This is a genomic window from Treponema sp. Marseille-Q4523 (genome assembly GCF_016901105.1).
Lineage (GTDB): Bacteria > Spirochaetota > Spirochaetia > Treponematales > Treponemataceae > Treponema_D.
This window is the reverse complement of the sequence record NZ_JAFEVM010000010.1, coordinates 16,749-40,807: the sequence shown is the minus strand read 5'-3', so window position 1 is coordinate 40,807 and position 24,059 is coordinate 16,749. Positions and strand designations below refer to the sequence as shown.

General features: G+C 50.3%; 21 protein-coding genes. 3 read left to right on the top strand and 18 right to left on the bottom strand.

Annotated elements, in window-relative coordinates; all coding sequences use genetic code 11:
- Positions 1-35: 35 nt before the first annotated feature.
- The 17 genes from JSQ97_RS04735 to JSQ97_RS04655 all read right to left on the bottom strand — a co-directional run bounded on the left by JSQ97_RS04735 (position 36) and on the right by JSQ97_RS04655 (position 20,109).
- Positions 36-2,168: a methyl-accepting chemotaxis protein gene (locus JSQ97_RS04735; protein ID WP_205074998.1), complete on the bottom strand. Its 2,133-nt coding sequence runs from the start codon at positions 2,166-2,168 to the stop codon at positions 36-38.
- Positions 2,169-2,436: 268 nt separating this feature from the next.
- Positions 2,437-4,449, bottom strand: a complete 2,013-nt coding sequence (locus JSQ97_RS04730; protein WP_239446942.1) for an alpha-amylase/4-alpha-glucanotransferase domain-containing protein — start codon at positions 4,447-4,449, stop codon at positions 2,437-2,439.
- Positions 4,450-4,603: 154 nt separating this feature from the next.
- Positions 4,604-5,167 carry a hypothetical protein gene (locus tag JSQ97_RS04725; protein WP_205074996.1) on the bottom strand — a complete coding sequence of 188 codons (564 nt, stop codon included), beginning with the start codon at positions 5,165-5,167 and terminating at the stop codon, positions 4,604-4,606.
- Positions 5,160-5,780, bottom strand: a complete 621-nt coding sequence (locus tag JSQ97_RS04720) for a hypothetical protein (RefSeq protein ID WP_205074995.1) — start codon at positions 5,778-5,780, stop codon at positions 5,160-5,162. Before JSQ97_RS04720 ends, JSQ97_RS04725 begins: the two co-directional genes overlap by 8 nt.
- Positions 5,777-6,244 (bottom strand): hypothetical protein, encoded by a 468-nt coding sequence (locus JSQ97_RS04715; RefSeq protein ID WP_205074994.1) that lies wholly within the window; start codon positions 6,242-6,244, stop codon positions 5,777-5,779. The genes JSQ97_RS04720 and JSQ97_RS04715 overlap by 4 nt, the downstream gene beginning before the upstream one ends.
- Positions 6,241-7,317 (bottom strand): RnfABCDGE type electron transport complex subunit D, encoded by a 1,077-nt coding sequence (locus JSQ97_RS04710; protein WP_205074993.1) that lies wholly within the window; start codon positions 7,315-7,317, stop codon positions 6,241-6,243. Before JSQ97_RS04710 ends, JSQ97_RS04715 begins: the two co-directional genes overlap by 4 nt.
- Complete coding sequence (locus JSQ97_RS04705; protein ID WP_205074992.1) at positions 7,314-8,720, bottom strand: 4Fe-4S dicluster domain-containing protein; 1,407 nt, start codon at positions 8,718-8,720, stop codon at positions 7,314-7,316. Before JSQ97_RS04705 ends, JSQ97_RS04710 begins: the two co-directional genes overlap by 4 nt.
- On the bottom strand, positions 8,717-10,114 hold the full coding sequence (locus JSQ97_RS04700) for a hypothetical protein (protein ID WP_205074991.1): 1,398 nt from the start codon (positions 10,112-10,114) through the stop codon (positions 8,717-8,719). Before JSQ97_RS04700 ends, JSQ97_RS04705 begins: the two co-directional genes overlap by 4 nt.
- Before the next feature lie 5 nt (positions 10,115-10,119).
- Complete coding sequence (locus JSQ97_RS04695) at positions 10,120-10,602, bottom strand: divergent PAP2 family protein (RefSeq protein WP_205074990.1); 483 nt, start codon at positions 10,600-10,602, stop codon at positions 10,120-10,122.
- A 95-nt stretch (positions 10,603-10,697) separates the two neighbouring features.
- Positions 10,698-11,102 carry a GtrA family protein gene (locus JSQ97_RS04690; protein ID WP_205074989.1) on the bottom strand — a complete coding sequence of 135 codons (405 nt, stop codon included), beginning with the start codon at positions 11,100-11,102 and terminating at the stop codon, positions 10,698-10,700.
- Between the two features lies 1 nt (position 11,103).
- Positions 11,104-12,930 (bottom strand): hypothetical protein, encoded by a 1,827-nt coding sequence (locus tag JSQ97_RS04685; RefSeq protein WP_205074988.1) that lies wholly within the window; start codon positions 12,928-12,930, stop codon positions 11,104-11,106.
- Between the two features lie 14 nt (positions 12,931-12,944).
- Positions 12,945-13,802, bottom strand: coding sequence for a glycosyltransferase family 2 protein (locus JSQ97_RS04680; protein ID WP_370590036.1), 858 nt, complete (start codon positions 13,800-13,802; stop codon positions 12,945-12,947).
- Positions 13,803-14,001: 199 nt separating this feature from the next.
- Complete coding sequence (truB, locus tag JSQ97_RS04675; RefSeq protein WP_205074987.1) at positions 14,002-15,066, bottom strand: tRNA pseudouridine(55) synthase TruB; 1,065 nt, start codon at positions 15,064-15,066, stop codon at positions 14,002-14,004.
- 6 nt (positions 15,067-15,072) lie between these two features.
- On the bottom strand, positions 15,073-15,483 hold the full coding sequence (rbfA, locus tag JSQ97_RS04670; protein ID WP_205074986.1) for a 30S ribosome-binding factor RbfA: 411 nt from the start codon (positions 15,481-15,483) through the stop codon (positions 15,073-15,075).
- A complete protein-coding gene (infB, locus tag JSQ97_RS04665; protein ID WP_205074985.1) occupies positions 15,480-18,107 on the bottom strand; it encodes a translation initiation factor IF-2 in 2,628 nt (875 codons plus the stop codon). Before infB ends, rbfA begins: the two co-directional genes overlap by 4 nt.
- An 8-nt stretch (positions 18,108-18,115) precedes the next feature.
- Complete coding sequence (nusA, locus tag JSQ97_RS04660; protein ID WP_205074984.1) at positions 18,116-19,588, bottom strand: transcription termination factor NusA; 1,473 nt, start codon at positions 19,586-19,588, stop codon at positions 18,116-18,118.
- A gap of 62 nt (positions 19,589-19,650) precedes the next feature.
- Positions 19,651-20,109, bottom strand: a complete 459-nt coding sequence (locus tag JSQ97_RS04655) for an LSm family protein (RefSeq protein WP_205074983.1) — start codon at positions 20,107-20,109, stop codon at positions 19,651-19,653.
- 194 nt (positions 20,110-20,303) lie between these two features.
- Here JSQ97_RS04655 and JSQ97_RS04650 point away from each other — a divergent pair, with 194 nt between their 5' ends.
- The 3 genes from JSQ97_RS04650 to miaA all read left to right on the top strand — a co-directional run bounded on the left by JSQ97_RS04650 (position 20,304) and on the right by miaA (position 23,690).
- On the top strand, positions 20,304-20,930 hold the full coding sequence (locus JSQ97_RS04650) for an HAD-IA family hydrolase (protein ID WP_205074982.1): 627 nt from the start codon (positions 20,304-20,306) through the stop codon (positions 20,928-20,930).
- A 525-nt stretch (positions 20,931-21,455) separates the two neighbouring features.
- Positions 21,456-22,712 (top strand): class I SAM-dependent rRNA methyltransferase, encoded by a 1,257-nt coding sequence (locus tag JSQ97_RS04645; RefSeq protein WP_205074981.1) that lies wholly within the window; start codon positions 21,456-21,458, stop codon positions 22,710-22,712.
- Complete coding sequence (gene miaA / locus JSQ97_RS04640) at positions 22,713-23,690, top strand: tRNA (adenosine(37)-N6)-dimethylallyltransferase MiaA (protein ID WP_205074980.1); 978 nt, start codon at positions 22,713-22,715, stop codon at positions 23,688-23,690.
- Between the two features lie 106 nt (positions 23,691-23,796).
- Here miaA and JSQ97_RS04635 read toward each other — a convergent pair whose 3' ends face one another.
- Positions 23,797-24,015 (bottom strand): hypothetical protein, encoded by a 219-nt coding sequence (locus tag JSQ97_RS04635; protein WP_021331480.1) that lies wholly within the window; start codon positions 24,013-24,015, stop codon positions 23,797-23,799.
- Positions 24,016-24,059: the final 44 nt, after the last annotated feature.

The following is a 24,059-nucleotide window of genomic DNA, read 5'->3' as shown; positions in this document are numbered from 1 at the left end:
ATGTCAAGATAGAAATAACAGTCTGTCGGATCACCTTATATTTTAAATTTGGCGACTTCCAGAGCCAAATTGTCGATGCTCGTTTTATTTTTCTGCGTTATTTCGTTTACCTCTTCCACCGCATTCGATATCTGTTCCGCGCCGCTCGCGATTTCGTTCATACTGTCGGTGGTTTCCCGCGTTATGTCGGAAAGCTTTTGCATTTCGCTGCCGATCTGCCGGCCGCCGACGAGCATTTCCGCCGCTCCCGCTTTCACTTCGTCGGTCACGTTGTTAATTTGCGTTATCGCATCGAGCACACGGCGGCTGTCCGCGCTCTGTTCGGCGATGGTTTCGATGATCGAATCTTCTTTGTCGGATATCATGTGTACCGATTCATATACATCGATAAACGTTTTTTCCGCCTGCATACCCGCTTCGATGAGACGACCTATGATTTCGGTCGATTCTTGAATAACGGCACCGATCTGTTTTCCCTGCGTGTTGGATTGTTCGGCAAGCTTTCGAATTTCATCGGCGACGACGGCAAAACCTTTCCCCGATTCGCCTGCGTGAGCGGCTTCGATGGCCGCATTCATTGCCAAGAGGTTCGTTTGGTTTGCAATATTTTGGATAATTTCACTCGCTTCGAGAAGCGATTCCGATCGTTCGGCAATCTGCTTGACGACTTCGTTCGCCGTCTTCGCTCCGTCTTTTCCGACTTTCGTTTTACCGTACACTTCTTTGATCAAGTCGTTGTTTTGCATGAGCGTGTCGTTGATGCGGGCAGTGCTTTCCGCCGTATGCGTTATAAGGACTGAAGACTGCTTAATGTGTTCGGCCTGCAAGTCGATACTCGATACGAGCCGGTTCAGATTTCCGTTGATCTGTTCAACGGCGGAAACGGTTTCGGTAACGGCAGCCGCTTGCACAAGAGATTTTTCTTTTACGGACATAACATTCGCGCCGATCTGTCTGATGCTTGCCGCCGTCTCTTCCATATTGCCCGATAAATCGGAACCGATAGCGCGCATCTTGTCGGCCTCATCGCGAAGTACGCATATCATCGCATTACTGTGTCCTATGGCCGTATTGAGGTGTGTCATAAGGCTTCCGATTTCGTCGTTGCGTTTTACTTCGACTCTGTCGGTCAAATCGCCTGAAGCGATTTTTCCGAGTACGGTTTCGAGTCGTTTGAAAAAGCGTTTCAAATGGCGGGCAAAGAGAATGGCGAGCGTAAAATAGACGACGAACATCAAAAGGCCGATCACGATCATGCTCCGGATAAGTGTATAAAAAATCGAAAAGATTTCATTTTGCTCCACGACGACAACGAGTTTCCAACCGAGTTCCGAAAGCGGGAACACGTATGCTTGACGCTTTTTCCCGTCGAGATCGACAAGGACGGAACCGTCTTCGAGCGCTTCTATTTCCGTATAAGCGGGGACTTGCGTTTCGCTTACGTTTTTAAAATTGAATTGAGGATGCATCGGATCGGCCAAAATGAGTCCGTCGTTTTGCAAAAGCATACAATAGCCCGTATTTCCGACGCGGACGTCGCCTATAAATGAAGTCAAATCGGAAAGAGCGATATCGAGTCCTATGCAGCCGATAAAATCGCCGGATGTATTTTTTACGCTTCGAACGATGGAAAACAGGAGTACGCCGTCTCCCGAAGGGTACGCTTCGGTTACGACAGTCTTACCGTCCGCCAGGGCGGCATTTTTATACCACATACGTCCGCGAGGATCGAAACCTTTCGGCACTTGGGTATCCGTAAGCCCCGCCAAACCGCCCCATTTCGTTCCCATATAGATTTCTTCGAATTCGCTGTAATGCTTTTTAAATTGCCGGAACTCGGCGTTGATGGCCTGCTCGACTTCGCCGCCGTGCGTATACGTCCTGCCGCTTTGCCCGGCTTCCTCAGTATAATTGTAAATCGTTGCATCGGCATTCCGTACAGCAGAAGAGTCGGCAAGCATATCAACGACATTTTTACCGTTTCGTATAAATATATCGATGGATTTTTTTATATTGGAAAATTGCTGCGCGGTAACTTCATCGAATGTCTTGCGCCTTTTCTCGTACAGTTGGAAACCGACAACCGCACATATAAACGAAACGATCGAAATGATCGTTATAGTAACCGCACGCAAAAATCGAAATGTAATTGAAGAAGCTTTTTTCATCGTAATTAATCCTCTTGTTGCACATCATCTTTCTGTTCCGGACATAGGATTTTATTATTTTACACAGCTGTGATTATTTTATATTATTTTTTATTTATCTTCAAGCAAGCGACAGAGCTTTGACAGAGCACGAGACTGTCGACAAAAGGAGGGGAAAGGCTGCCGACGCCGAAAAGAAAATTTATTAATATAACGTTTGAAACGAAACACTACATGCGTCTCTAACGACTGCTGCTTTTAGAAGTTTCCGCTTATTTACTATGCCGCTTTACTTTCCGCGTTTTTCGGCTTTTGTGCGCTTACGCTTCATCGCGATTATGCTGAAGTTTATCGTCTTTTCCGTTTCCATACCGGGAGCAAGATCGATCGGCCAATGCATCGCGGCGCACAGCGTCATCGCCGCGGGAACGATCTTTCCGACTGCCGATTCGGGACGCCGGAAGGTGATCGGCATAAAAGAAAGGGCGCAGCTTTCGTTCGGCTCACACATAAACGAAAGCGAATTTTCGGCATCGGAAAGCTGAACGGCCGACACATCCGAAATAATGCCCGACGGAGAGAGTGCGGCGGACGATCGTGCCGAATCGCTTTCAAAGCGCGTATCCCCCGATGCGATTTCGATCGTATACGGAGTAAAATCGAGGGGATCGTAATTGGCTTGTGCGAAATTCGATTCGACGACGAAATCGGCACGGAGCGCTTCGGCACTTTCGTTTTTTACGATGTACTGCAGCGTAAAGCCGTTCGAATTCGCCGCGTATTTTTTTCGTACGGATAACGCCTGTTTTTTCTCGCCGAATTCGCCGGAAAATAAAAGCTGCACTTCTTTGTGCTGGGGAGAAAATTTTTGTTCGGTATATTGCGCTCTTAAAAACGTCTCCCGATTTTCACATTTGCCTTGCACATAGCCTTTGACGTCGGTATCGGAGAGGATGTAATCGATAAAGAGCGAACGGACGTAATCGTCGGTACAGCCGTCGAAGGCTTCCATGCGGCTCAAATTGTCGGCGTAATTGCCCGCGCTCTGCATGACGTCGAGTTCGGAGATTGCCCCTGCCGTCCTCGTTATGCATGCCGTAAAGCCCGTCATGCGGAACATGTATTCGTCGATGCCGTCGGCGTTGTAATCGAAACGGGATGCGGCCTCTTCGAATTCGCTGCACTCGCGGATGATCTTTTCCGCTTCGGAAAGATTTCTAAAAGCGATCCTGCGATAGGCTGCGCGCACGAGCGGAGAGCTTGCAGTGCTCACAAAGCCTTCCCCGCTTTGGGCCGCCCAGAGTTTTTCGCGCGCGACTTTTTTGCGCGCTTTATCGCCGTGACATTGATTGGCAAGCATACTCACGTACAGCATGCGGTTGCACAGCGCCTGGCTTTCGGGATAGGTTTGCAAAAAATCGTAAATCGTAACGGGATAGCCGTCGCTTTTCGAAACCGCCGTATACGGAACTTTCGCCCACTGCGCGATTTCCGCATCGATACCTGCTGTGATAAAAGCGGGGACACGGGCGCCGGCCGTCTTCAAATAAGCGCCAGGATACGAAAAGCGCAGCGTACCCGAAAACTGAGCAGAAGCGCTGTCGGCAAGTTTTTGCAAGTACCCCGATTGCAAAAGCTTTTGAAATTCCGCATGCGTCAGCTGTATATCGACAAAGCGTTCCGAGGAGGCGGCATCGTACGCATCGCTCCTCACGCTTTTTTTTACCGCAGCAAAAAGAGAGGCCAAATACTCTTCGGCGGGAACGTCGAGAGACGGTTTATGTTTTCGGTAAACGGGGACTATCGTTACGGATTTACCGCGGTCGAACATGATGACGGGAAGATATGACTGTTTTGCAGGAGGAATAAGCGAGCTGTCGAGGACGACGTATTCCATACCGCAGGTTTGAAAACTCGTCACGAGGGACGCGTCCCAGCTCGAAGCACACAGCGTCATGCCGCGCGGACGCTTTCCGAGCGTCTGCCGTATTTCGGCGGAAAGCAATTCGATTTGATCGGTGCGGTCTTTCGGATACAAAAGCGGAAATACGGGATTATAAAAGCCGCCTCCGAACACTTCTATCTGCCGCCGGGAGATGAGCTGCTGCAATATCGCAAGGAATTCGGGATGCTTTTTTTTAAAAAACTGCAATTCGTTTCCGTTAAATGAAAAAGTCATACAAAAACAGGGGTTGGCGTATAAAAATTTTGCCGCCGGTTTATAGACATCCAGATAATCTTTTTCGTTGTCGGAAACCGTCTTGCCGGCCGGTGTTGACTCGAGGCCGAAACAGATACACATCGCCTTCACTTTGGCTAAAACTCCTTCCGGCTATTCTACACTATCTTCGCCATATTTTAAAGGTGTTTTTCGATTTTTATCGATTTTTTTGTCGTCAATTTCGGAATTTTTCGCTCCTGCTGCGACGCGATTCTTTTCGTCTGCCCTTAAAAAATCACCGTGCAGGATAATCGCTGAGCCACGAAACGTTCCACACCGCGCATGCGATGACGAGGATCGCAAAAAGGATCATGACGAGTACGTGCCGGTTCATACCCTCGTTTTTCGCCCGAGCGATATCGATCCGATAGCGGAGTGAAGAGAGGACGGGCAGTACCAGCACAAAAGCGAATATACAGCTCGCCGCGATAATGAGGGCATCGACGGGACTTGCGCTTTCGGAAAGCGAAAGGAGTACGATGAGATATGAAGCCGCGCATTCGCCCTTCTGTATTACCGACGGAGTTTTCATGAAGAACCCTATTCCCGACAAAACCGCCGCAAATACGAGCAGAGCTGCAAGCGGATAGAGTTCCGAAACACCGAGCGGCGAGAGCAGATGTACGGCGATGAGTTCCGTGAAAAATGTCGCCGTAAGGGCGGAAACGCCGCATTGAAGAGCGGGGCGAAAAACGCTTTTATCGAAAGCGACGCTTAAAGCTGCGGTGCGCTCAAGCCCGATACCGTAAAACAGGACGGCCGAAGCGTAAAACGCATAATACAAAACGATGTCAATCATGGTTCGTCTCCGCTTTTTCGGCCGCTACCGATTTCGCTGCGATAAACACGGAAACGGCGAGGATGAGCGCCAGAGCGATAAGAGCGCCGGGGATCGTTGCGAAAAACGACACGGATGCGATGCGCCCCGAATCGAACAGCACTTTTTCCGCTATACCGCGAGGCCCGATATACGTGATCGTTCCGAAACCGACAATATCGCGCAGCAAAAAAAATGCAAGCGCGAAACAGGAAAAAAGCGCTGCAGCGCTCATATTCCGTTTTAAAATCGATTTTACTCCCATCGTTTCGTCAGTCGGAAAAGAGCCCGCAACGAATGCGGAAACTGCCGGCACGTAGAGTGCAAAGCCGAGTGTAAGGGCTGCAAGCGGAAGAAGCGCCGTAAGGATCTGTCGAAAAAGCATCGTAAGAGAGACGATGAACGACATAAAAAGCAGATTTCCGATCCGAACGAATTCGAGCCTGCGGATCGCGTCACGCAACAGCGTCGCGGCGAAAACGAGCATAAAAACTTCGGCAACGAGGATGAGACCGTACGCAAAGCGGCCGGGAAACGGGATCATACAGGCGAGGGATGCCGAAAAATACAGCGGAACGAATCTTTTGCGCATCACGGTCTTTCCTCCTCGAGGCGTATGAGCAGGGGAATGCGCTCCGCCCAATATCGGATCTGGCTTTTCGCTCCGCCGCTTTCGATCGCAGCATATACACGGCCGTGCAATCCCGCTATGCCTACAAAGCGCGCGGTATGCCTTCCGTCCGAGATAAAAACCGCAGGAAGAGGTCCGTACATCGTTTCCATGCGTACGATGCACGCATAGCCGCTCCCGCTTCCGCCTTTTACGCTGAAACACGCCGCACTCGACGATACGGGAGCACCGAAATCGACAAAGTCTCCGATATGCCACACCCCCGGCTCGGCTTCTTCGAGCACGCGCGCTATTTCGGTTTTAATTCCCGCATGCCCGGCGCCCTTCGTAAAAATCGCCGCGACGGACAACACGACGGCGAGCAATACGATGCAGCCTGCGAAAATGCCGTACTCCTGCAATGCTTCTTTTGAAAATCGATCCGTCATCGCCCTGCCCTTCCTTTACGGTTTTCCGCAAGTGCGGCACGCAGCCGCGCCGCATCCCGCTTGTCTTCAGCGGCTTGAATGAGCGGCGAAACGACGTTCGCGCACAAAAGCGTAAAGATCATTCCTGCCGGCGACATACCGCAGCCGGCGATCAAAAAAGCGAAAACGCCTGCAAGCATGCCGTAAAGTATTTTCCCGTACTTCGAGAGCGGCAGCGTGCCGTACTGCTGCACGACGAACACCGTATAAAAGAGCGTTCCTCCGGTACACAGCGCTAAAATCATATCGCCCTGCCCTGCGACGCCCCCCGCAATCGCGGGACCGGCAAAGCGCACAAGCAGCGCATACGCAATCACAAAGCAGCTCGGAACGAGCAGCCCCTGCATACCCCATGCAAACAAAACGATCGACGATAAAAGCGTCAGCGCATTGAATCGAAAAGCGGGGATGACCGAATGCGTATCCCACAAAAGCGAAATATAACCGTCCGGGATCGAAATATTGGCAAAACCGAATACCGTATTGTTGAGCGTTTCCGTTATCGCTCGGTCGATGCCCGTAATCGGAAATACGCCGTTTTGAATCAACACGAACGAAGGATTTTTAATCTGCAGCATATCGCGCGTTAAATCGCTTTCGGGAAAGGCGCTCATGCCGATCATCCATGCGACGGCGGCGATGAGGACGGCGCTGTTCGCCCAGTCTCCCGCAAAGGGTCCCGAAAGATATTTTAACAAAAGCACCGTACAAAACGCGATGCAAAAAACCGTTACGGGAGAAAAGGTCGACGGAAGCAGCATCCCCGCGACGATCCCCTGCACGATATCGGAAAGCGGCGAGAGGCGGCAGCGCGCGATACGCTTTGCATACAACAAGTCGGCGGCAAAAAAGCCGGCAAGCGACGAAGCGATGACGATGAGCGCACCGTAACTTTTCGTCGCCGCAAGCATGAACACTTGCAGAGCCAGCAAAAGCGCCGTGACAAGTAAAACGTTTTTCGTCGACGGGGACAAGTATAAAAAAGGACGTTCGATTTTTTTTGTCCGCAAAAGCGCGTCCGGCGTATCGTTCATATCGGTCCTCCTGAATATCGTATGCGCTTTATCGCTTGGCTTATCGACAGTCTTGAAGGACATACCGAATTGCACAGTCCGCAGCCCGAACACAGAGCTGCCGATTCGATGTATTCTTTCGACGCTTCGGCTCCGCCCGATGCATGCCGGTACAATATATCGGGCGACAGATGACGGGGACAGACGACGCGGCATTCACCGCAGCGCACACAAGGCAATTCTCTCTGATCGGGGATACGGTGCATCGGCAAAAACGAAACAGATTTGACGTATTTCGTCACCGGAGCGTCGAGACTCGCGGCAAAGCTTCCGAGCATGAGACCGTTTATGATGACGGCGGCGGGATGGCGCTTCAATCCGCCGCATTGTTCGGCAAGGAAGCGCATCGTCGTTCCTATGCGGACTTTCATAAGACCCGCCGCCGGTACGCATTCGCCCGAAACGTACACATATTGTTCGACGCAGGGCACCCCGCAGCGAACCGCATTGTGCACCGCTATCATCGAAGACGCATCGGCAAAAACGCATTCCGGAGAAATGTCGCCGAACGGCTTTTCTTTCACCGATTTTTTTACCGCATCGATTATTTCATTGCGGAAACCCGCCGGGTATTCGGTGATGTCGACGGGAACGAAGCATACGGGGACGGGAGCATCTTTGACGCGATCGAAGCCGAACGCCTGCAATGCCGACTGCATCGACGACGACGTCACGCGGGCTTTCGCTTCGTGCGCCGTGTTTGCCGTCCGCTCCCGGCGCTCAGCTTGTCCCTTTTGCATTTCCGCAGCATCGTATGCGAAGACTATAGCGGCGTCTCCGAGCGCACGGGAAACGATAAAGGCTCCCGTTTGTATATCTTTGAAAAACGCTTTCGATAAAACGGAATCGGTAACGCGCTTGGGATCGTCGTCATAGAGGCGCACGACGAGTACGCGGCGGCCTTTTATTCCGGTTTCGTCGATTTGAGACGCGAGGGATACGGGTTCGGTCGTATCGAAAGTATTGATGACGCCCGCATCCGCGATCCTCTGAACGATTACCGATGCGGGGAGCGCTCTCCAATTTTCGAAAGAGCGCTTTTTTCCGAGATAGGAAAATCTCCCCGACAGGCGGATTTTTACCGCGCTCTCTTCGCACCCGTTCGGGCTGATGCACGGAACGATATCTTCGACGATACCCGGTACGCTTGCATGGAGCTTTGCACCGTAACGCTCGCCCGCATTCAAAGAAGGAACGGCTATGACATCCCCTTCGCGCACGCGGTCTCCCTGCCGAACCAGACAAACGGAGCGGCTTCGCGTTTCGTGAGAAAGGGGAACGGTCACGACCGGCTGCAAAAAACCGTTTACGGCGCCTTTGACGAGGTTTCCTTCACTCGTGTATATGGCGGGGATCATCTTCATCGCATTTTACTCCGTACTAAGAGGATCGACGGTAGGCACAGCGCAAAAGCTACGAGCAGCGTGTGCAAAAGCCCCCCGCCTCCCGAAGCCGAAAACGCGTAGCCCGCATGCACACGAGAGCCTTGCGCTTTTATCAATTTTTCGACTGCGGGATACGGCAGCGCATCGATATCGCCGAGTGCCGCATCGTAAAAATTTTTATCGAATACCATAGAGACGCTCGTCTCCGAAATCCCCGCCTCTCCGTCGGAATAACGGGGAAAAACGACAGTGTCACCCGTCTTCGGATGCCGCTCGTGCGCGCTTTGCGCGTTCACCGAACGGTACGGAGCGGTTTTCGTGTTCCAGCACCACGCAACGTATTCGTCGAGCGTCGGAAAATTCCCCGCCGACGACTGCGCACGCGCCGAAGGAAACTCGAGCGCGGAAGCGTGCGAAAAAGGAGAAGCGGCAAAACCGATCGAAAACGAGGACAAAAGTGAAGCGGCAAAAAAAACGGCAATGCTCGAAACGCATGCGGCCGTTCCGCGAAACGTCGCTTTCGTAAAAAGCGGGATCGCCCGAGCGGGACGGATCGGGATAAGCGTAAACCGATAGCGCGCTTCGTACAATCGCTCACCCGTCGAAAACGCGGCAAGCGCGGATAGGGTACCGGCGGCAAGCGGCATAAAAAGTAAGGCGCTCCGAAAAGAGGACGCGCAGGAAGCGATGAGGGATGAGGCAAAAAATGCAATGACGGCAGGATTCGTTTTGACGACCGAAAACGCTCCGCGCCTTCCCCATAATCTCAGCGCGATAAAAAGTCCGTACAAAAAGAGGCAAGCCGATGCCGCCGTCGAATATAAGGGCACACATGCGGCGAAGAAAACCGGAAAAACCGCTGCAACAAAAAAAAGAAAACGGTGGAAAGACAAAAAGCACAGGAGAAGCGCAAAGGCAGTACAGATGAGCGGCACGATAAACGGATAGACGCCCTGCGTGTCGATGCCCGCCGCTATGCCCGCCGCACGGAATTCTCGTACGGCATCTTCGGCAAGCGGCGCATATCGCTCTTCGATATAATAGAGCCGATACTGTGCGCCTCTGTCGAAAAAGTACGCTTTCCGCTTTGCAAGATAGCCGTCCGCATCGGCAAAGGCGAGCGCGAGAGACACTTCGGGAGAATGCATCGGAAGCGTAAGCGGAAGCCGCTGAGAAGAAAGGCTTATGACGTTTTCACATCCGGCACGATTTAAAACGTCGGCCGCAAAATCTTCATCCGAAGCGTCATCGACATAGACGATGCGGTAACGCTCCCACAGATTTCCCGACGGTACCGTCCGAAAAACAAACAGAACGAAAAGCGAAACGACGGCGATGCTGCAAAAAATCAACATTTTTTTTACTGCGGTCATAGTTCCTACTGCAGCAGCGCAAATGCAAATCCGATCGAAAAACCGATCAAAAGACCGACGATCACTTCGAGCGGCGTGTGCCCCTGCACTTCCTTTATGGGCGTATACGCGATGATCTTTTGCCGGTCGAGCTCTTTTCCGATTTCGTTCAAGCGCTTGGCTTGAATGCCGCTTGCCCGTCTGACACCGAGCGCATCGCGCACCGTGACGAGCAAAAAGCACAGCGACAATATGAATATATCGGAATGAATCCCCGAGTGAAAACCGATCGATGTCGTGAGCGCAGAAACGATCGCCGAATGGCTCGACGGAAGGCTTCCCGTCCGCCACACCATCATTTCAAAAAGTACGGACAAGCTGCGGATTTTGTGAGACAGCAAAGCGATGATCGTTTTCAAAAACTGCGAACAAAACCAGCTGCAGATGCACGCCAAAAAAATGGGATTGGCTAAAAAAAGTCTCAGTTGTTCTTTTACCGACGGCAACATATTCCCATAGTATCACGATAGCATTTTTTTTACAACACGCCGGCACGATACCGATACGGCTCGTAAGCGAAGCGCGATAGCCCCCGCCGCAATCGTCAGCGCTTTTTAAAAACGATATACTTTTGTCCGAAAAAATTCATCGCGGTAAAAACGATACTACCCAAAATCATCGCGGCGTTATCCTGTATCCGTTTCGCATACGGAGAAAAAGTCATACGGATTACGGGGCGCGCAATGCCGTAACCGACTGCATAACAAAAAGCGATGCACAACACGAAGCGCAGCGCTTCTTTTACATTCAAACGTTTTGAACGGAACGTAAAATACTTATTCAAAAAAAAACTGCAAACGCTGCCGACGATATAATTTGCAGCCGACGACATCCAATAGCCGGCATGAAACGCATTGTACAGCACAAACATGACCGTGTAACCGATTGCCGTATTGACGATTCCGACGATGATGAATTTTACAGGCTCCCAAATTTTCTTGTCAAACACATTAAAACCCGTCGATAAACGCTTTTTTATTTTTGAATTCGAACACACGATAAAAATCATCCGAATAGACCTGTCTGCCGTTTTTAAATACGGCACGTTCGGGCGAATCGTCGTATTCTTTTTGAGTCACAAGGAAAAAAACCGATTCATTTGCTTTGTAATCATCGCGATAAAAACGCTTCGGCGTTAACCATAAATGACATTGAAATTTTTCAGGAATGTAATCGATGCCGTCTATCGTATCGGGATACAGATTTCCGAATTCAAGTCTGCCGTCCGTCATCATCGTAAAAATATTTGCATTCCAAAACGTCGCATAACCGAAATCATAGCGATCGTCGAGAAAGCGGCACACCGCGCGCTTATCAAGATTTCCGTCGGAAGTCAAAATATCGATATAGGTAATGAATGCTCCCGCAATGAGGACAACGGAAAGCGACAGACCGGCAAGGTATTTTTTCAGCGCGGAAAGGTCCGGGCTTTCGAGAAACAGCGCAAAGCATGGAACACAATAAACAAGGGACGGGATAAAATATCGCTCGCCGTATTCGATATGAATTATTGCAAACGAATTCAAAACGATCATAACCGCCGTTATGATAAAGAAAAATCGCTTATGGGCAGATTCATATTTTTTTATGCAGACGATAAAACACACTATGAAAAAGATAAAGGCGATATAAAGCATAACGTTATTTATCCCTGCAGGACCGAACACAAGGGCATCGCTATGATAACCGAAGATTTCGAATACCGCACGATACACATCGGAAAAGCTTACATCACCGATCGCATTAAACTTTTTATCGTTATATTTCAAAAAATAAAATAATTTTGAAAGCACCGACGAGTTCACGATATATCCGAAAGCGCTTACAAAAATATTCATGACGGCATAAAATACCGGTCTGTCTTTTATAAAAAAACGGGAAAAAGCGAACGATTCCTTTTTGTTGACAAGACGATAAACGACACAAGAAACGATTGCAACGGCAATCGGAAGCTGGAAATTCAAAATGTATCGTATACCGGACGCACCTGAAATAAAGGCAAGTGCGAAAAACAGTATGCAAAACGTTTTTCGTTTTTTTTCCGAAAGCTCCGAATATGCGAGCGATAAAAAGAGTCCTATGTAAACAAAGCTCATCGCAATATGCGGAATATAATAATTTCCGAATTGCACCATCCCCCACATCACACGCGACCAAGGTACAAAAACAAACAGCGTACACAAAAGCTTTATCCACAGAGTTTTTACGCCGAGCGTTCCGAGCAAAAACCACAGCGAAAGCGGCAGTGCAAAACAAAGGATAATCGCGGAAACGACTTTTACCGTAATCCAACTCGACGTAAATGCAAACAGGGGTGCTGCGATAAGCTGTGTGTTTAAAAGGCGGAATTCGGTTGAATAATACCACGAGCGCGGCCAAAATGTTTTATGCGTAAAACATTCTTTTGCAAGCATGATTTCCGAGGCCATATCGCTATCCATGTTTTGTATACAGCGCGAAAAAGCGCAGACTGCCGTCAAAAGCGCCGCTGCGATAAAAAACTGCACGATCAAAATTATTTTCGCCTTTTTTGAAAATTTAACAAAAAACAAAGCATCGAAAAAAATAACTGTAAAAACGGGAAATCCGATGAACGGCGTAATTTTCTGACGGATCATTGCAGGATTCAACGGTCGATGCAAAACTTTCGTTTCGATAAGGTTTTGAATAAATGTAAAAATCACTGCGGAATATGCGATCACAATGACGCTCAAGATAAAAGCCGCCGTCGATACGATCAAAAGCGTTAAATCCGTTTTTTTGGAAAAGGCGTTCATTTCCGTTTACTCCCTTATATTTTCGTTTTATTATCGTCAAGCACGGTTTCAATGATATAGCGCGGTCGTCGCTTCGTTTCCAAATAGATTTTTCCGATGTATTCGCCGAGCACGCCGATCGACATTTGAATCAAACCGCCGATAGCCCAAATCGAAACGGCAAGCGACGACCAGCCGACGATCGTTTTGCCGGTAAAGTGCCGAATTAAAAAATAGATGAGCATTCCGATGCTCGCCAAAAAGATAAAAAATCCGAGTGCACTGATTATCCGCATCGGCTTTACGGAAAGAGACGTAATACCCTGTACCGCAAAGGCGATCATCTTTTTCAGCGGATATTTACTGACACCGGCGACGCGCTCGTTCCGTCCGTAGTAAACCGAATCCTGACGATAGCCGATCGCAGGGATGATCCCGCGAAGATAAAGATTCACTTCCGTGTATTCCGACAAACCGTACAATGCACGGCGGCTCATCAGCCGGTAATCGGCATGATTGAAAATGATATTTTTAGGGTTGTCCGAAAAAAAACGCAAAAACTTATAGAACGTTTCAGCGGTAAATCGTTTGAAAAACGTATCCCGCTTCCGTTCCGATCGTACGCCGTATACGATATCCGCTCCGGCAAAAAATTTTAAAATCATTTCATCGACGGCGTTTATATCATCCTGTAAATCCGCATCCATCGAAATAACCGCATCGGCTTTTTCTTTTGCAGTCATCAAACCCGCCAAAAGCGCATTTTGATGTCCTCGGTTTGCCGCAAGCTTTACACCGCAAAAAGTCGTATCTTCAGCTGCGAGATTTTGAATGATATGCCAGGTATTATCGGATGAGCCGTCGTCGACAAAATAGACTTTATAAAACGAAATCGATTTAAATCGATCGTCGGCTTTAAGGGCGGCAAGTTTTTGTTTTAATGCGTCCGCAGTTTTGGGAGAGCGGCTTCTTCGTTATAACACGGCAGTACAAACGCGAGCGTAAGTTTTTTCATAGCACTGCGTTCAATTATATATATGTATGTATATATGTCAATGATAGCTCATTGCCCCCGCATCGCTTCATATCCCCTCAATCGGGAACCACGAACTCATACGAATACGCACCCGCGCCGCGCCGCAAAATCATTCCCAAAAAATTACCGTGTTTTCCGAAAACCGCAATCGACCTCTCACCGCCTGCAGTGCACGTACCGTGCACCGCCGTCGCACCGTCTGCCGCACATACGCCGCCCGCCTCTTTTTCAAACATTGAAGAAGAAAGCGGACGCCCGTGTTTGAAATCGTCTTCGTATTCTGGAAAGATGTGCGCCGTACCGAAGCCGCATTCGGCTGCGAGGAGAGCGGTCATCGTCTGCATCTTTTCACACACTTCGCTTTGTATGTCCTCTCTCGGATGCGGGGTATGTTCCGACGCGTCCGCCTTATATGAAGCGGATTGCGCTTTTTGCATGTCGGAAATCGTTTCATACACCGACTGAATCGTAAACGGCGCAAGCGATGAAAAACCTGCAGCATCTTCGAGGCGAAAGCTTCCGACCGAAAGCCGCCTCAAACCTGCAAGACCGGCTGCGCTTTTACAACACGATCCGATATCGCGGGCAAGACTTCTGATATACGTCCCCTTAGAAACCGAAAAGCGGACGCGGACGGCTTTTACACGACCGTCTTCCAATAAAAACTCTTCCGCTTCGGAAGCATATACGCTAACGGGACGCGAAGGCATTTCGGCGCTGCGTCCGCTCCGCGCAATATCGCTTGCCCGCTCGCCGTTTATGTGCAGCGCGGAAAAAAGCGGAGGCGTCTGCAGTATGTCGCCCGTATAATGCTTGATTGCGGAAAGGACATCGTCTTTTTTCGGAAGAGGCGCGGTTTTAATAATTTTTCCGGTGTATTCGAGCGTATCGGTTTCGACACCGAATTCGATAACGGCGTCGTAGATTTTATTAAAAGAAGTGATGTATGACGCAAGGCGAGTGAGAGAGCCGGTACACACGACGAGAAGACCGGAGGCGAAGCTGTCGAGCGTTCCCGTATGTCCGACTTTTTTCGTGGCGAGCGCGCGCTTGATCGAAAAGAGAGATGAAAAACTTGTCAGACCCGGACGCTTTGCAAAAAGAACGATGCCGCCCCGCATCCGAGTCTACTCCGTCTCACGAATATCCGAAACCGCATCGGCATTTTTTGCGTCTCCGGCAGTTCGCCCTTCCCTTTCAAGTTCGTTCAGCTTTTGTATCATTTCAAAGCCTTCTTTCATCGCCGTATCAACGAAAAAGGTCAAATGCGGAAATTGGCGGATGCGGAGCTTTTTTGCGATCGTCGATTGGATAAAGCCCGCGGCGCTGTTTAAACCTTCGACGCCCGTCTTTACCTGCGCGTCGGGAAGAAAACTCGAAACGTAAACTTTTCCGTAGCACAGATCGTTCGACACGTCGACGCGGTTTACCGTCAAAAACGTCGACACGCGCGGATCTTTTACCTGCTCGGTGATGATGAGCTTTGAGATTTCATCGCGCAGCTGATCGCCGAGTCGCTGCATGCGGTACTGCTTCACTCTTTTTCGCCCTCGCCCGCATCAGCTGCGGCGGCTTCTTCGGAAAGCGAATCGCCGAGCTTTCTCGCCACTTTGATGAGTTCGAACGCTTCGAGCGTATCGCCGACTTGGATATCCTGCCAATCTTCGATGCCGACGCCGCACTCGTAACCCGCAGCGACTTCTTTCGCATCGTCTTTAAATCGCTTGAGCGATGAAATCTTTCCGGTGAATTTGACGATCCCGTCGCGGATGAGGTGAACGCTGCCGCTCCGCTTGATGATACCGTCGGTAACATAGCAGCCTGCGATGACGCCGATACGCGGTACTTTGAACGTATTGCGCACTTCAAGCGTACCGGTAACTTCTTCCTTCGTATCGGGCGTGAGCATACCTTCCATCGCCGCCTGCACTTCTTCGACGGCTTTGTAGATGATCGAATACTTTCTGATTTCGACACGCTCCTGATCGGCCAGCAGTTTTGCTTTCGCCGTCGGACGCACATTGAATCCGATAATGATCGCATTGCGGTCCGCGCTCGCAAGCGTAACGTCGCTTTCGTTGATGGCTCCCGCCGACGAATGGATGACGACGAGACGGATATCCTTTGTCGAAAGTTTTTCGAGCGCGGTTTTGAGCGCTTCGGCCGAACCCTGCAAGTCCGCTTTGATGATGACACGGAATTCTTTGACGTTGCTCGCGTCGATCGTCTGGTAAAGATTTTCGAGCGTAACTTTTTTGACCGCGCGCGCTTCTTCGAAGCGTTTCAATTCCTGCCGTTTTACCGAAACTTCGCGCGCGTCTTTTTCGCTTTCCGTCACTTGGAACGGATCGCCCGCATTCGGCATACTTTCAATGCCGAGCACTTCGACGGGCATGGACGGAGAAGCTTCCTGAATGCGTTTTCCGCGATCGTTGAACATGGCCCGCACGTGACCTGAGTAAATACCTGCGACAAAAGGATCGCCTTGATGAAGCGTACCGCGCTGCACGACGACCGTCGCGACGATACCGCGTCCCTGATCGACCCTCGATTCGAGGATCTTTCCTTCGGCGCGGCAGTTGTAGTCGGCTTTCAATTCGAGCATTTCCGCCTGCAGCAAAACCGCATCGAGAAGATCGTCTATGCCTTCGCCTTTGAGCGCGCTGATATTGACATACTGCGTATCGCCGCCCCAATCCTCAGGCGTAAGCCCGCGTTCGGAAAGCTGCGTGCGCACGCGGTCGGGATTCGCTTCCGGCTTATCGATTTTATTGACCGCGACGATGATCGGAACCTTTGCATCTTTTGCGTGGTTGATCGCTTCAAGCGTCTGAGGCATAACGCCGTCGTCTGCCGCGACGACGAGAACGACGATATCGGTTACCTGCGCGCCGCGCGCCCTCATCATCGTAAACGCTTCGTGACCGGGCGTATCGAGGAAAGTGATCGTTCCCTTTTCAGTCGAAACGGAATACGCGCCGATCGACTGGGTAATGCCGCCGAACTCTCCATCGGCGACATGCGAATGGCGGATCGCGTCGAGCGTTTTCGTTTTACCGTGATCGACATGTCCCATAACGGTGACGATGGGCGGACGCGGCTTTACCGTTTCCGCATTGTCTTTTTCGCTTTCGATGACGGTTTCATCGTACAAACTGACGAGATGCACTTCGCAGCCGTATTCGGACGCGACGAGTGTCGCCGTATCCGAATCTATCGATTGGTTGATCGTAACCATCATGCCTTGCGACATGAGCTTTTGAATGATATCGGACGCCTTTAAATTCATCTTGCGCGCGAGATCGGAAACGGAAATCGATTCCATGATATCGATCGATTTCGGTACTGCATTCGCAATCGTTTCGGTCTTTTTCTTTTGCGCAAAAAATTTATCGTCTTCGAGCTGTTCGTCGGTTTTGCGGTAAACCTGTTTTTTGCCTTTAAACGATTTTTTTGCAGGTCCCTTCGGAGGCGGAACTGCAGCGGGAGAACCGAATCCGCCCGGCCTCGCTCCGCCGAATCCCGGACGACCGTTTTGGAAACCGGGACGAGCGCTTCTGCCCTGAAAGCCCCCCGTCCTGGGACCTGAAAATCCGGGACGACCGCCCCTTCCCTGCGCATATCCGCCCTGTTGGTTTTCGCGTTCTCTGTTTTGATACCCGGCACGCGCCTGCGCTCCGGTAAAACCGGTACTGTCGCGGTACGGACGAGTGCCGTATCCCGTCCCTTGGGGACGAGGCGAAGATGCTCGGTAAGACGAACGGCTTCTGTCGGAGAGATTACCCGCTTTGACATTGGGACGGACGGCATTGAAATCGAAAGCTTTTTTTACCGGCGCTGCAGCGGCGCTTTTTATCGGTTTCGCGGAAACATCGACCGACGACTGCGATACGTTCGCGTGCGAAACGGGCGGCGCCTTTTTTTCGGCGGCAGCCGGTTCTGCGGGTTCGGACAGCTTTTGCACGGGCGGAACCTGTGAATCCGTCTTTACGACGATGCGCGGTTTTTCCGGTTTTGCAGCATCGGCCGCTTTGGAAGTACGCTTAACGATAACGACGCGCTTTTGTTTTTTTTCCGCAGGAGACGCGGAAGCTTTATCGGCCGTCGGCTGCTTTTTGTGATGAATTACGAATTCGGGCTTTTTCTCTACTTCATCCGCCATAAATGTTTTTATTCCTCGTCCTCTTTAAATTCAAACTCGACACCGCACTTTGGACAATGTGTCATATCGAGTGTAATCACCGCGCCGCATTCCGGACAGTGGTATACTTCTTCATCTTCATCGCCGCCGGTTTTTTCCACGCCGTTTTGAGAAGCGTTTTCATCTTCGACGAATTCGACGGTATTTTTAATGATCGCATCGACGCCGTCGATATCGCTTTCGGTCAGCCCTTCGATATGCTTTAAGCCGCCGTTGTCGTAAGCTTCGACAAACTGTTCGATATCTTCTATGCCGGCCGTTTTAAGGATTTCCGCAACACGCATATCGATACCGGGCAGTTCGGCAACGGTTTTGATTTCGTCGTAATCTTCGTCGCCCGTATCGTCGCTGAAAAGATTTTGCGCCGTCTGCATCGTAACCGACTCGGACAGATCCATTTCGGCCGCCTGCTCTTGAGTTTTAACGTCAATGCTCCAATCGCACAGTTTGTTTGCGAGGCGCACGTTTTGTCCCTGCTTTCCGATCGCAAGCGAAAACTGGCTGTCTTCGACGATCGCAAGCGCTTGACGTTTTTCCTGATCGAGGATAAACACGCGCTCGACTTGAGCGGGTGAAAGCGCATTTTTAATAAACACTGCAGGGTCGGGATCGAATTTCAAAACATCGATTTTTTCGCCGAGCAGCTCCCGTATGACGTTTTGGATGCGCACGCCTTTTAAGCCGACGCATGCTCCGACCGGATCGACGTCTTCGCGGTTTGACGAAACTGCGATCTTTGTACGGTGACCGGCATCGCGTACGATTTTGACGATTTCGATCGTACCGTCGGCGATTTCGGGCACTTCCATTTCGATGATCGAACGCACAAGTTCGGGATCGCTCCTTGAAAGGATAACCTGCAGCCCCGTCGATATGCGCCTGAGGTTGACGATGAGCGCTTTGATGCGGTCGTCTTTTTCGTAGTGTTCCCTCGGCGATTGGAATTTAAACGGGAGCACGCCTTCGAGCTTTCCCGCATTTCCGAGATCGACGTAGATATCGCCGTTTCGTTCGTATTGATAATAGCACACGACGATTTCGCCGATTTTATTTTTATATTCGTTATACAATGTATCGCGATAGCTTTCGTTGAGTTCCTGATGAGCGGTTTGTTTTCCCGTCGTAACGGCGGAACGGTCGAAGGTTTTCGGATCTTCGAGGATATCGATTTCGTCGCCGAGCTCCACTTCGTCACTGAGTTTTTTTGCATCTTCGAGTTCGATTTCCGTCACCGGATCGTATACGCCGTCGACGACCGTTTTTCGAGAATAGATGGCCACATCCGACATATCGTCGTTGAATTTGACGATCGCGTTGTCGGCTGTTCCGTAGGTGCGTTTATATGCGGCTTTGAGCGCGTTTTCGATGATCGTTTTTACCGAATCTTCGGAATATCCTTTTTCCTGTATCAACTGACGGATCGCCTCTGCCATTTCCGACATGGAAAACCTCCTAATGCTGTCCCAACAAAATTAATAATTAATAAAAATGCGGTAAAAACCGACTACTGCACGAACTTCGCTTTCGCTATTTCTCCGTAAGGCACCGTAACCGCCTCTCCTTTTTCAGTTTCCATCGTAAGAGCCGCTTCATCGGCACAGACGATCTTTCCGCCTATCCAATCGTTTTCTTTTTTGCTCCACACGCGCAGGGATCTTCCTATAAACAGAGAAAACTCCGCAGCGTTTTTTATATTGCGGTCGATACCGGGCGAAGTAAGTTCCATCGATGTATTGTCGGTGCCGAGCAGCGCTTCAAGGCGGGGAAGCAGCGCATGGTGAACGCGAGAGCAATCGTTTACGCTTATGTTCCGATCCGGCTCTTTCGGCGCGATGACCGCAAAGATTTTCGTCACCGTCTTTGCCGGAACGATTTTCAATTCGATAAGATGATAGCCCAGCCCTTCTACGAGCGGAGCGCATTCCGAATAGTACGGAACGGCGTCAAATGCAATATACTCCATCGTCACCTTGTATCAAAAAAAAAGACCCGTGTGTCACGAGTCCATCTTAAAGCATAATTAAAATGTACAAAGGTATAGTATGTTTTTTTTTATGTTATGTCAAGAGCGCAATCCGCACAATCAGGGGCTTACAACGAGTGAGAAGTTCCCCGCGCATTTGTTTCTTTTTCCGGAATACGTTATACTCGTTTTCCATGAAGCTTTTTATATTTGACATGGGCAATGTCGTCGCCCATAACGTTGCGGTTGAAGGCATTGTCGCAAAAGCCCTCGGCATGAGCGAAGGAGAATTCTATGCGGCCTGCAAATACGACAGGGCAGCCCGCGGTAAAATTGTTAACAAAAAAATCGATATAAAGGACGCCGATATCATGACGATGCTTTCGAACGGCGAAGTGACGACCGAAGAGTTTTGGAGCGAGTTTACGCGGCGAACGGGAGTGCGTGTGCCGACGGATTACCTCGGTCTCTTTTTTAATCCGGTGCTCGATGACGGTGTGGTCGATATCGTCAGATCGCTCCGCAAAAAATACCGCGTCGTGTGCGGGACGAACACGATCCAGAGCCATTACGATATTCACCTTGCGCGCGGCGATTATGCGCTTTTCGAAAAAACCTATGCGTCGAATATGATCGGCGCGTCGAAGCCCGACGTCGAATTTTGGAAGCGTATCATGCTCGCAGAAGACGTTGCGCCGGAGGACATCTTTTTTACCGACGACAACGAAGCGAACTGTGAGGCTTCTTCATCGCTCGGCATCCGCACTTTCCGTTTTACAAACGCGGACGATCTTCGAAACGAAGTGCGCCCTTGGCTCTGATACATCCTCACGGGAGCGGAAATTTTTCGAATTGACGGCAGGCGCATCAGGAATTATGCATGAAAATATATACACAGAAAAATATAAAATAAAAAAGGCGGAACGCGAGGCAGCGGCAATGCCGCCGAGCCGCTCAGACCGAGGTTAAACGGAACGCTAAAATAGCGCGTCCCGTTTAACTGCAAGTTTGCGAGGCAAACTTGTGTATATACGTGTGCGCTTTCGCACACGAGTACGGCATTTTCGAAAATTGACATTTTCTGCAATGCCGTACTATAAGGAATGGCAAGCAAAATTTCGAAGAAATTTTGCGCAGTCCGATTCCAATCACGGTCTGCCGCGGCACTTGCAACGAGCGCAAAGCGCGAAGTTCCCCGCGCAAACGGCAGGGCTGCTGCCGGGAGTGCAGCCGATTTTTTACGGTAACTGTTATTTTCTTGGAATATAGATTCTTATGCGTAAGTCCTGGCAGGCGTATATCGGGTCATTTACAAAACCCGGCATTCGCACTAGTATGCTTTTGCTATGAATGACGCGCTTCGTATCTTTTTAAAACCGAAAGAAGAAAGGGAAGTCGTACAGGGCTTCCCGTGGGTATTCGACAACGAAATCTCTCATGTAAAATACTTTGCATCCGACGGGAGCGGCCGAAAAGATGCGCCGCTTTCCGAATGCGAAAGTGCCGACGGGAGCGCGTGCGAAGTGTTTACGGCTGCAGGCGGATTTATCGGTACGGGCATTATCAATCGAAAATCGAAGATATGTGTACGTATGCTCTCTTCGGCTCATGCGGACAAAGTGTTTGAAAATACGAAAGCGTTTATCGATGCACGCATCCGCGATGCCGCGAATATGCGGCGCATCCGTTACGGAGAGCGCGATTCATACCGTCTCGTTTTTGCCGAAGCCGATTTGCTTCCCGGTCTCATCGTCGAACGCTTTGCATCCGTCGACGGTTCCGTGTATCTTGTCGTTCAGTTCCTTGCGCTTGCGTGCGAAGTTTTCCGTAAAGAGATTACGGCAGCTCTTATTAAAACGTGCGATCCTCAGGGCATATACGAGAGGAGCGATGTCTCCGTCCGTGAAAAGGAAGGGCTCGAAGAAAGGACGGGCTGGATATACGGAAGCGGCGGCGACGTGATCACGATAAACGAAAACGGCATCCTCTTTTATGTCGATATCGCAAAAGGACAAAAGACCGGTTTTTTTCTCGATCAAAAGGATAACCGTAAAGCGATCATGCCGTTTTGTCACGGTAAGCGCGTGCTCGACGCGTTTTCGCATACGGGCGCTTTTGCGCTCGCGGCAGCTTTTGCCGGTGCGCGTGAAGTAGTCGCTGCGGAAATCTCCGAAGACGCCGTTTCGATGATCGAAAAAAATGTCACGCTCAATAAAAAAGAGGATACGGTCAAAACCGTCCTTGCCGACGTTTTCGATTTATTAAAAAAATATGAAGGATCGGGTGAAACTTTCGACGTGATCGTCCTCGATCCTCCGGCCTTTACGAAGAGCGCGAAAAATATTCAAAAAGCGTACGGCGGCTATAAAGAAATCAACTTGCGCGCGATGCGCCTGCTCCGCAAAGGAGGCATTTTAATAAGCTGTTCGTGTTCCGCATTTTTCGATGCGAATACGTTTTACGATATGCTCATGCACGCAGCCGCCTCAAGCGGCCGCCGAGTACAGATATTGGAAAAGCGGGGAGCGGGAGAGGATCATCCGATACTCCTCGGTTATGAGCGCTCGGAATATTTGAAATGCGCGATTGCACGGGTGCTGTGAGTGGCGGAAAACGGAAAGAGCTGCAACTGCGTCATCCTTTTGGGACCGACCGCCTGCGGCAAAACGGCGATAGGAGTTGCGATTGCGCGGGAGCGGAACGGTGAAATCGTTTCGGCGGATTCGCGGCAAGTGTACAAGGGACTCGACATCGGTTCGGGAAAAGACTTGGACGAATACGTTTCGGGCGGAAGTCCCGTTCCGTATCACCTCATCGACATAACCGACCTCAAAAGCGAATACAATGTATTTCAGTATCAAAAAGATTTTTACCGCGTTTTTCAGGACATCGTCGGTCGGAAAAAATTGCCCGTCGTCGTCGGCGGTACGGGCATGTACCTCGATGCGGTTATCAGAAATTACGATTTGGTTGAAGTGCCCGAAAACGAAAAGAGGCGTGCCGAACTCGAAGCGATGTCGATCGAAGAGCTTTCGCGCCTTTTGCTTTCGCTGAAACCCGATCTCCACACGCGCGAAGACCTCCGCGATAAAGTGCGCTGCATACGCGCTATAGAGATAGCGGAGTATATGAAAAGTCCGGAAGCCGCTCTCATGCGAAAGACGATGACGAGCCGTCCCGACATCCGTCCGCTTGTCATCGGTACGACGCTTTTGCGGGAAGAACTGCGGGAGCGCATTGCAAAGCGTCTCAAAGCCCGCCTCGATTCGGGTATGATAGAAGAAGTTGAAGCTTTGCACAGGGGCGGCGCATCCTGGGAGCGGCTTGAAACGCTCGGTCTTGAGTACGGATTCGTCGCCGAATATTTACAGGGGAAAATCGTCTCCCGCGGCGAGCTTTACGAAAAACTCGTTGTTGCCATACGGAGATTTGCGAAGCGGCAGGAAACGTGGTTTCGCGGTATGGAGCGTAAAATGAAAGCGCAGGGAAGCTCGATTCATTGGCTGCCCTGCGTTTCCGATATCGATGTGCGCGTCGGAGCCGCGCTTTCGTTAGTCGATGAGTACGTTGCGCTCCGCTGAACGCACATCGGCTGATGCATACGTTACTCAGCGCTGAGTTTACATCGACCGATACGTGCCGCGTGAAATTTGCTTGAAAGCAAAAGCGGCGCGTTTATTTTCCGCGCTATGCGTTGACGGCGATTTTTACCGGTTCCGCGATTTCGACGAGATAGCCCGTGCGGATGCAGGTTTCGAAGAGTTCTTTGCCGATATAATCGGTTTTCACTTCTTCGTATCCGTCTCTGTCGCGAACGATGCGCACGACGTATCCGTCTTCCATTTCACGCACGACCGTCATATAATCCGATGAGTTTCCGATGCTTTTTAAAGTGTAGCTTTTCAATTGCAACCTCCCGATGTTTGCATTGCTTTTTTATTTTCGGTACA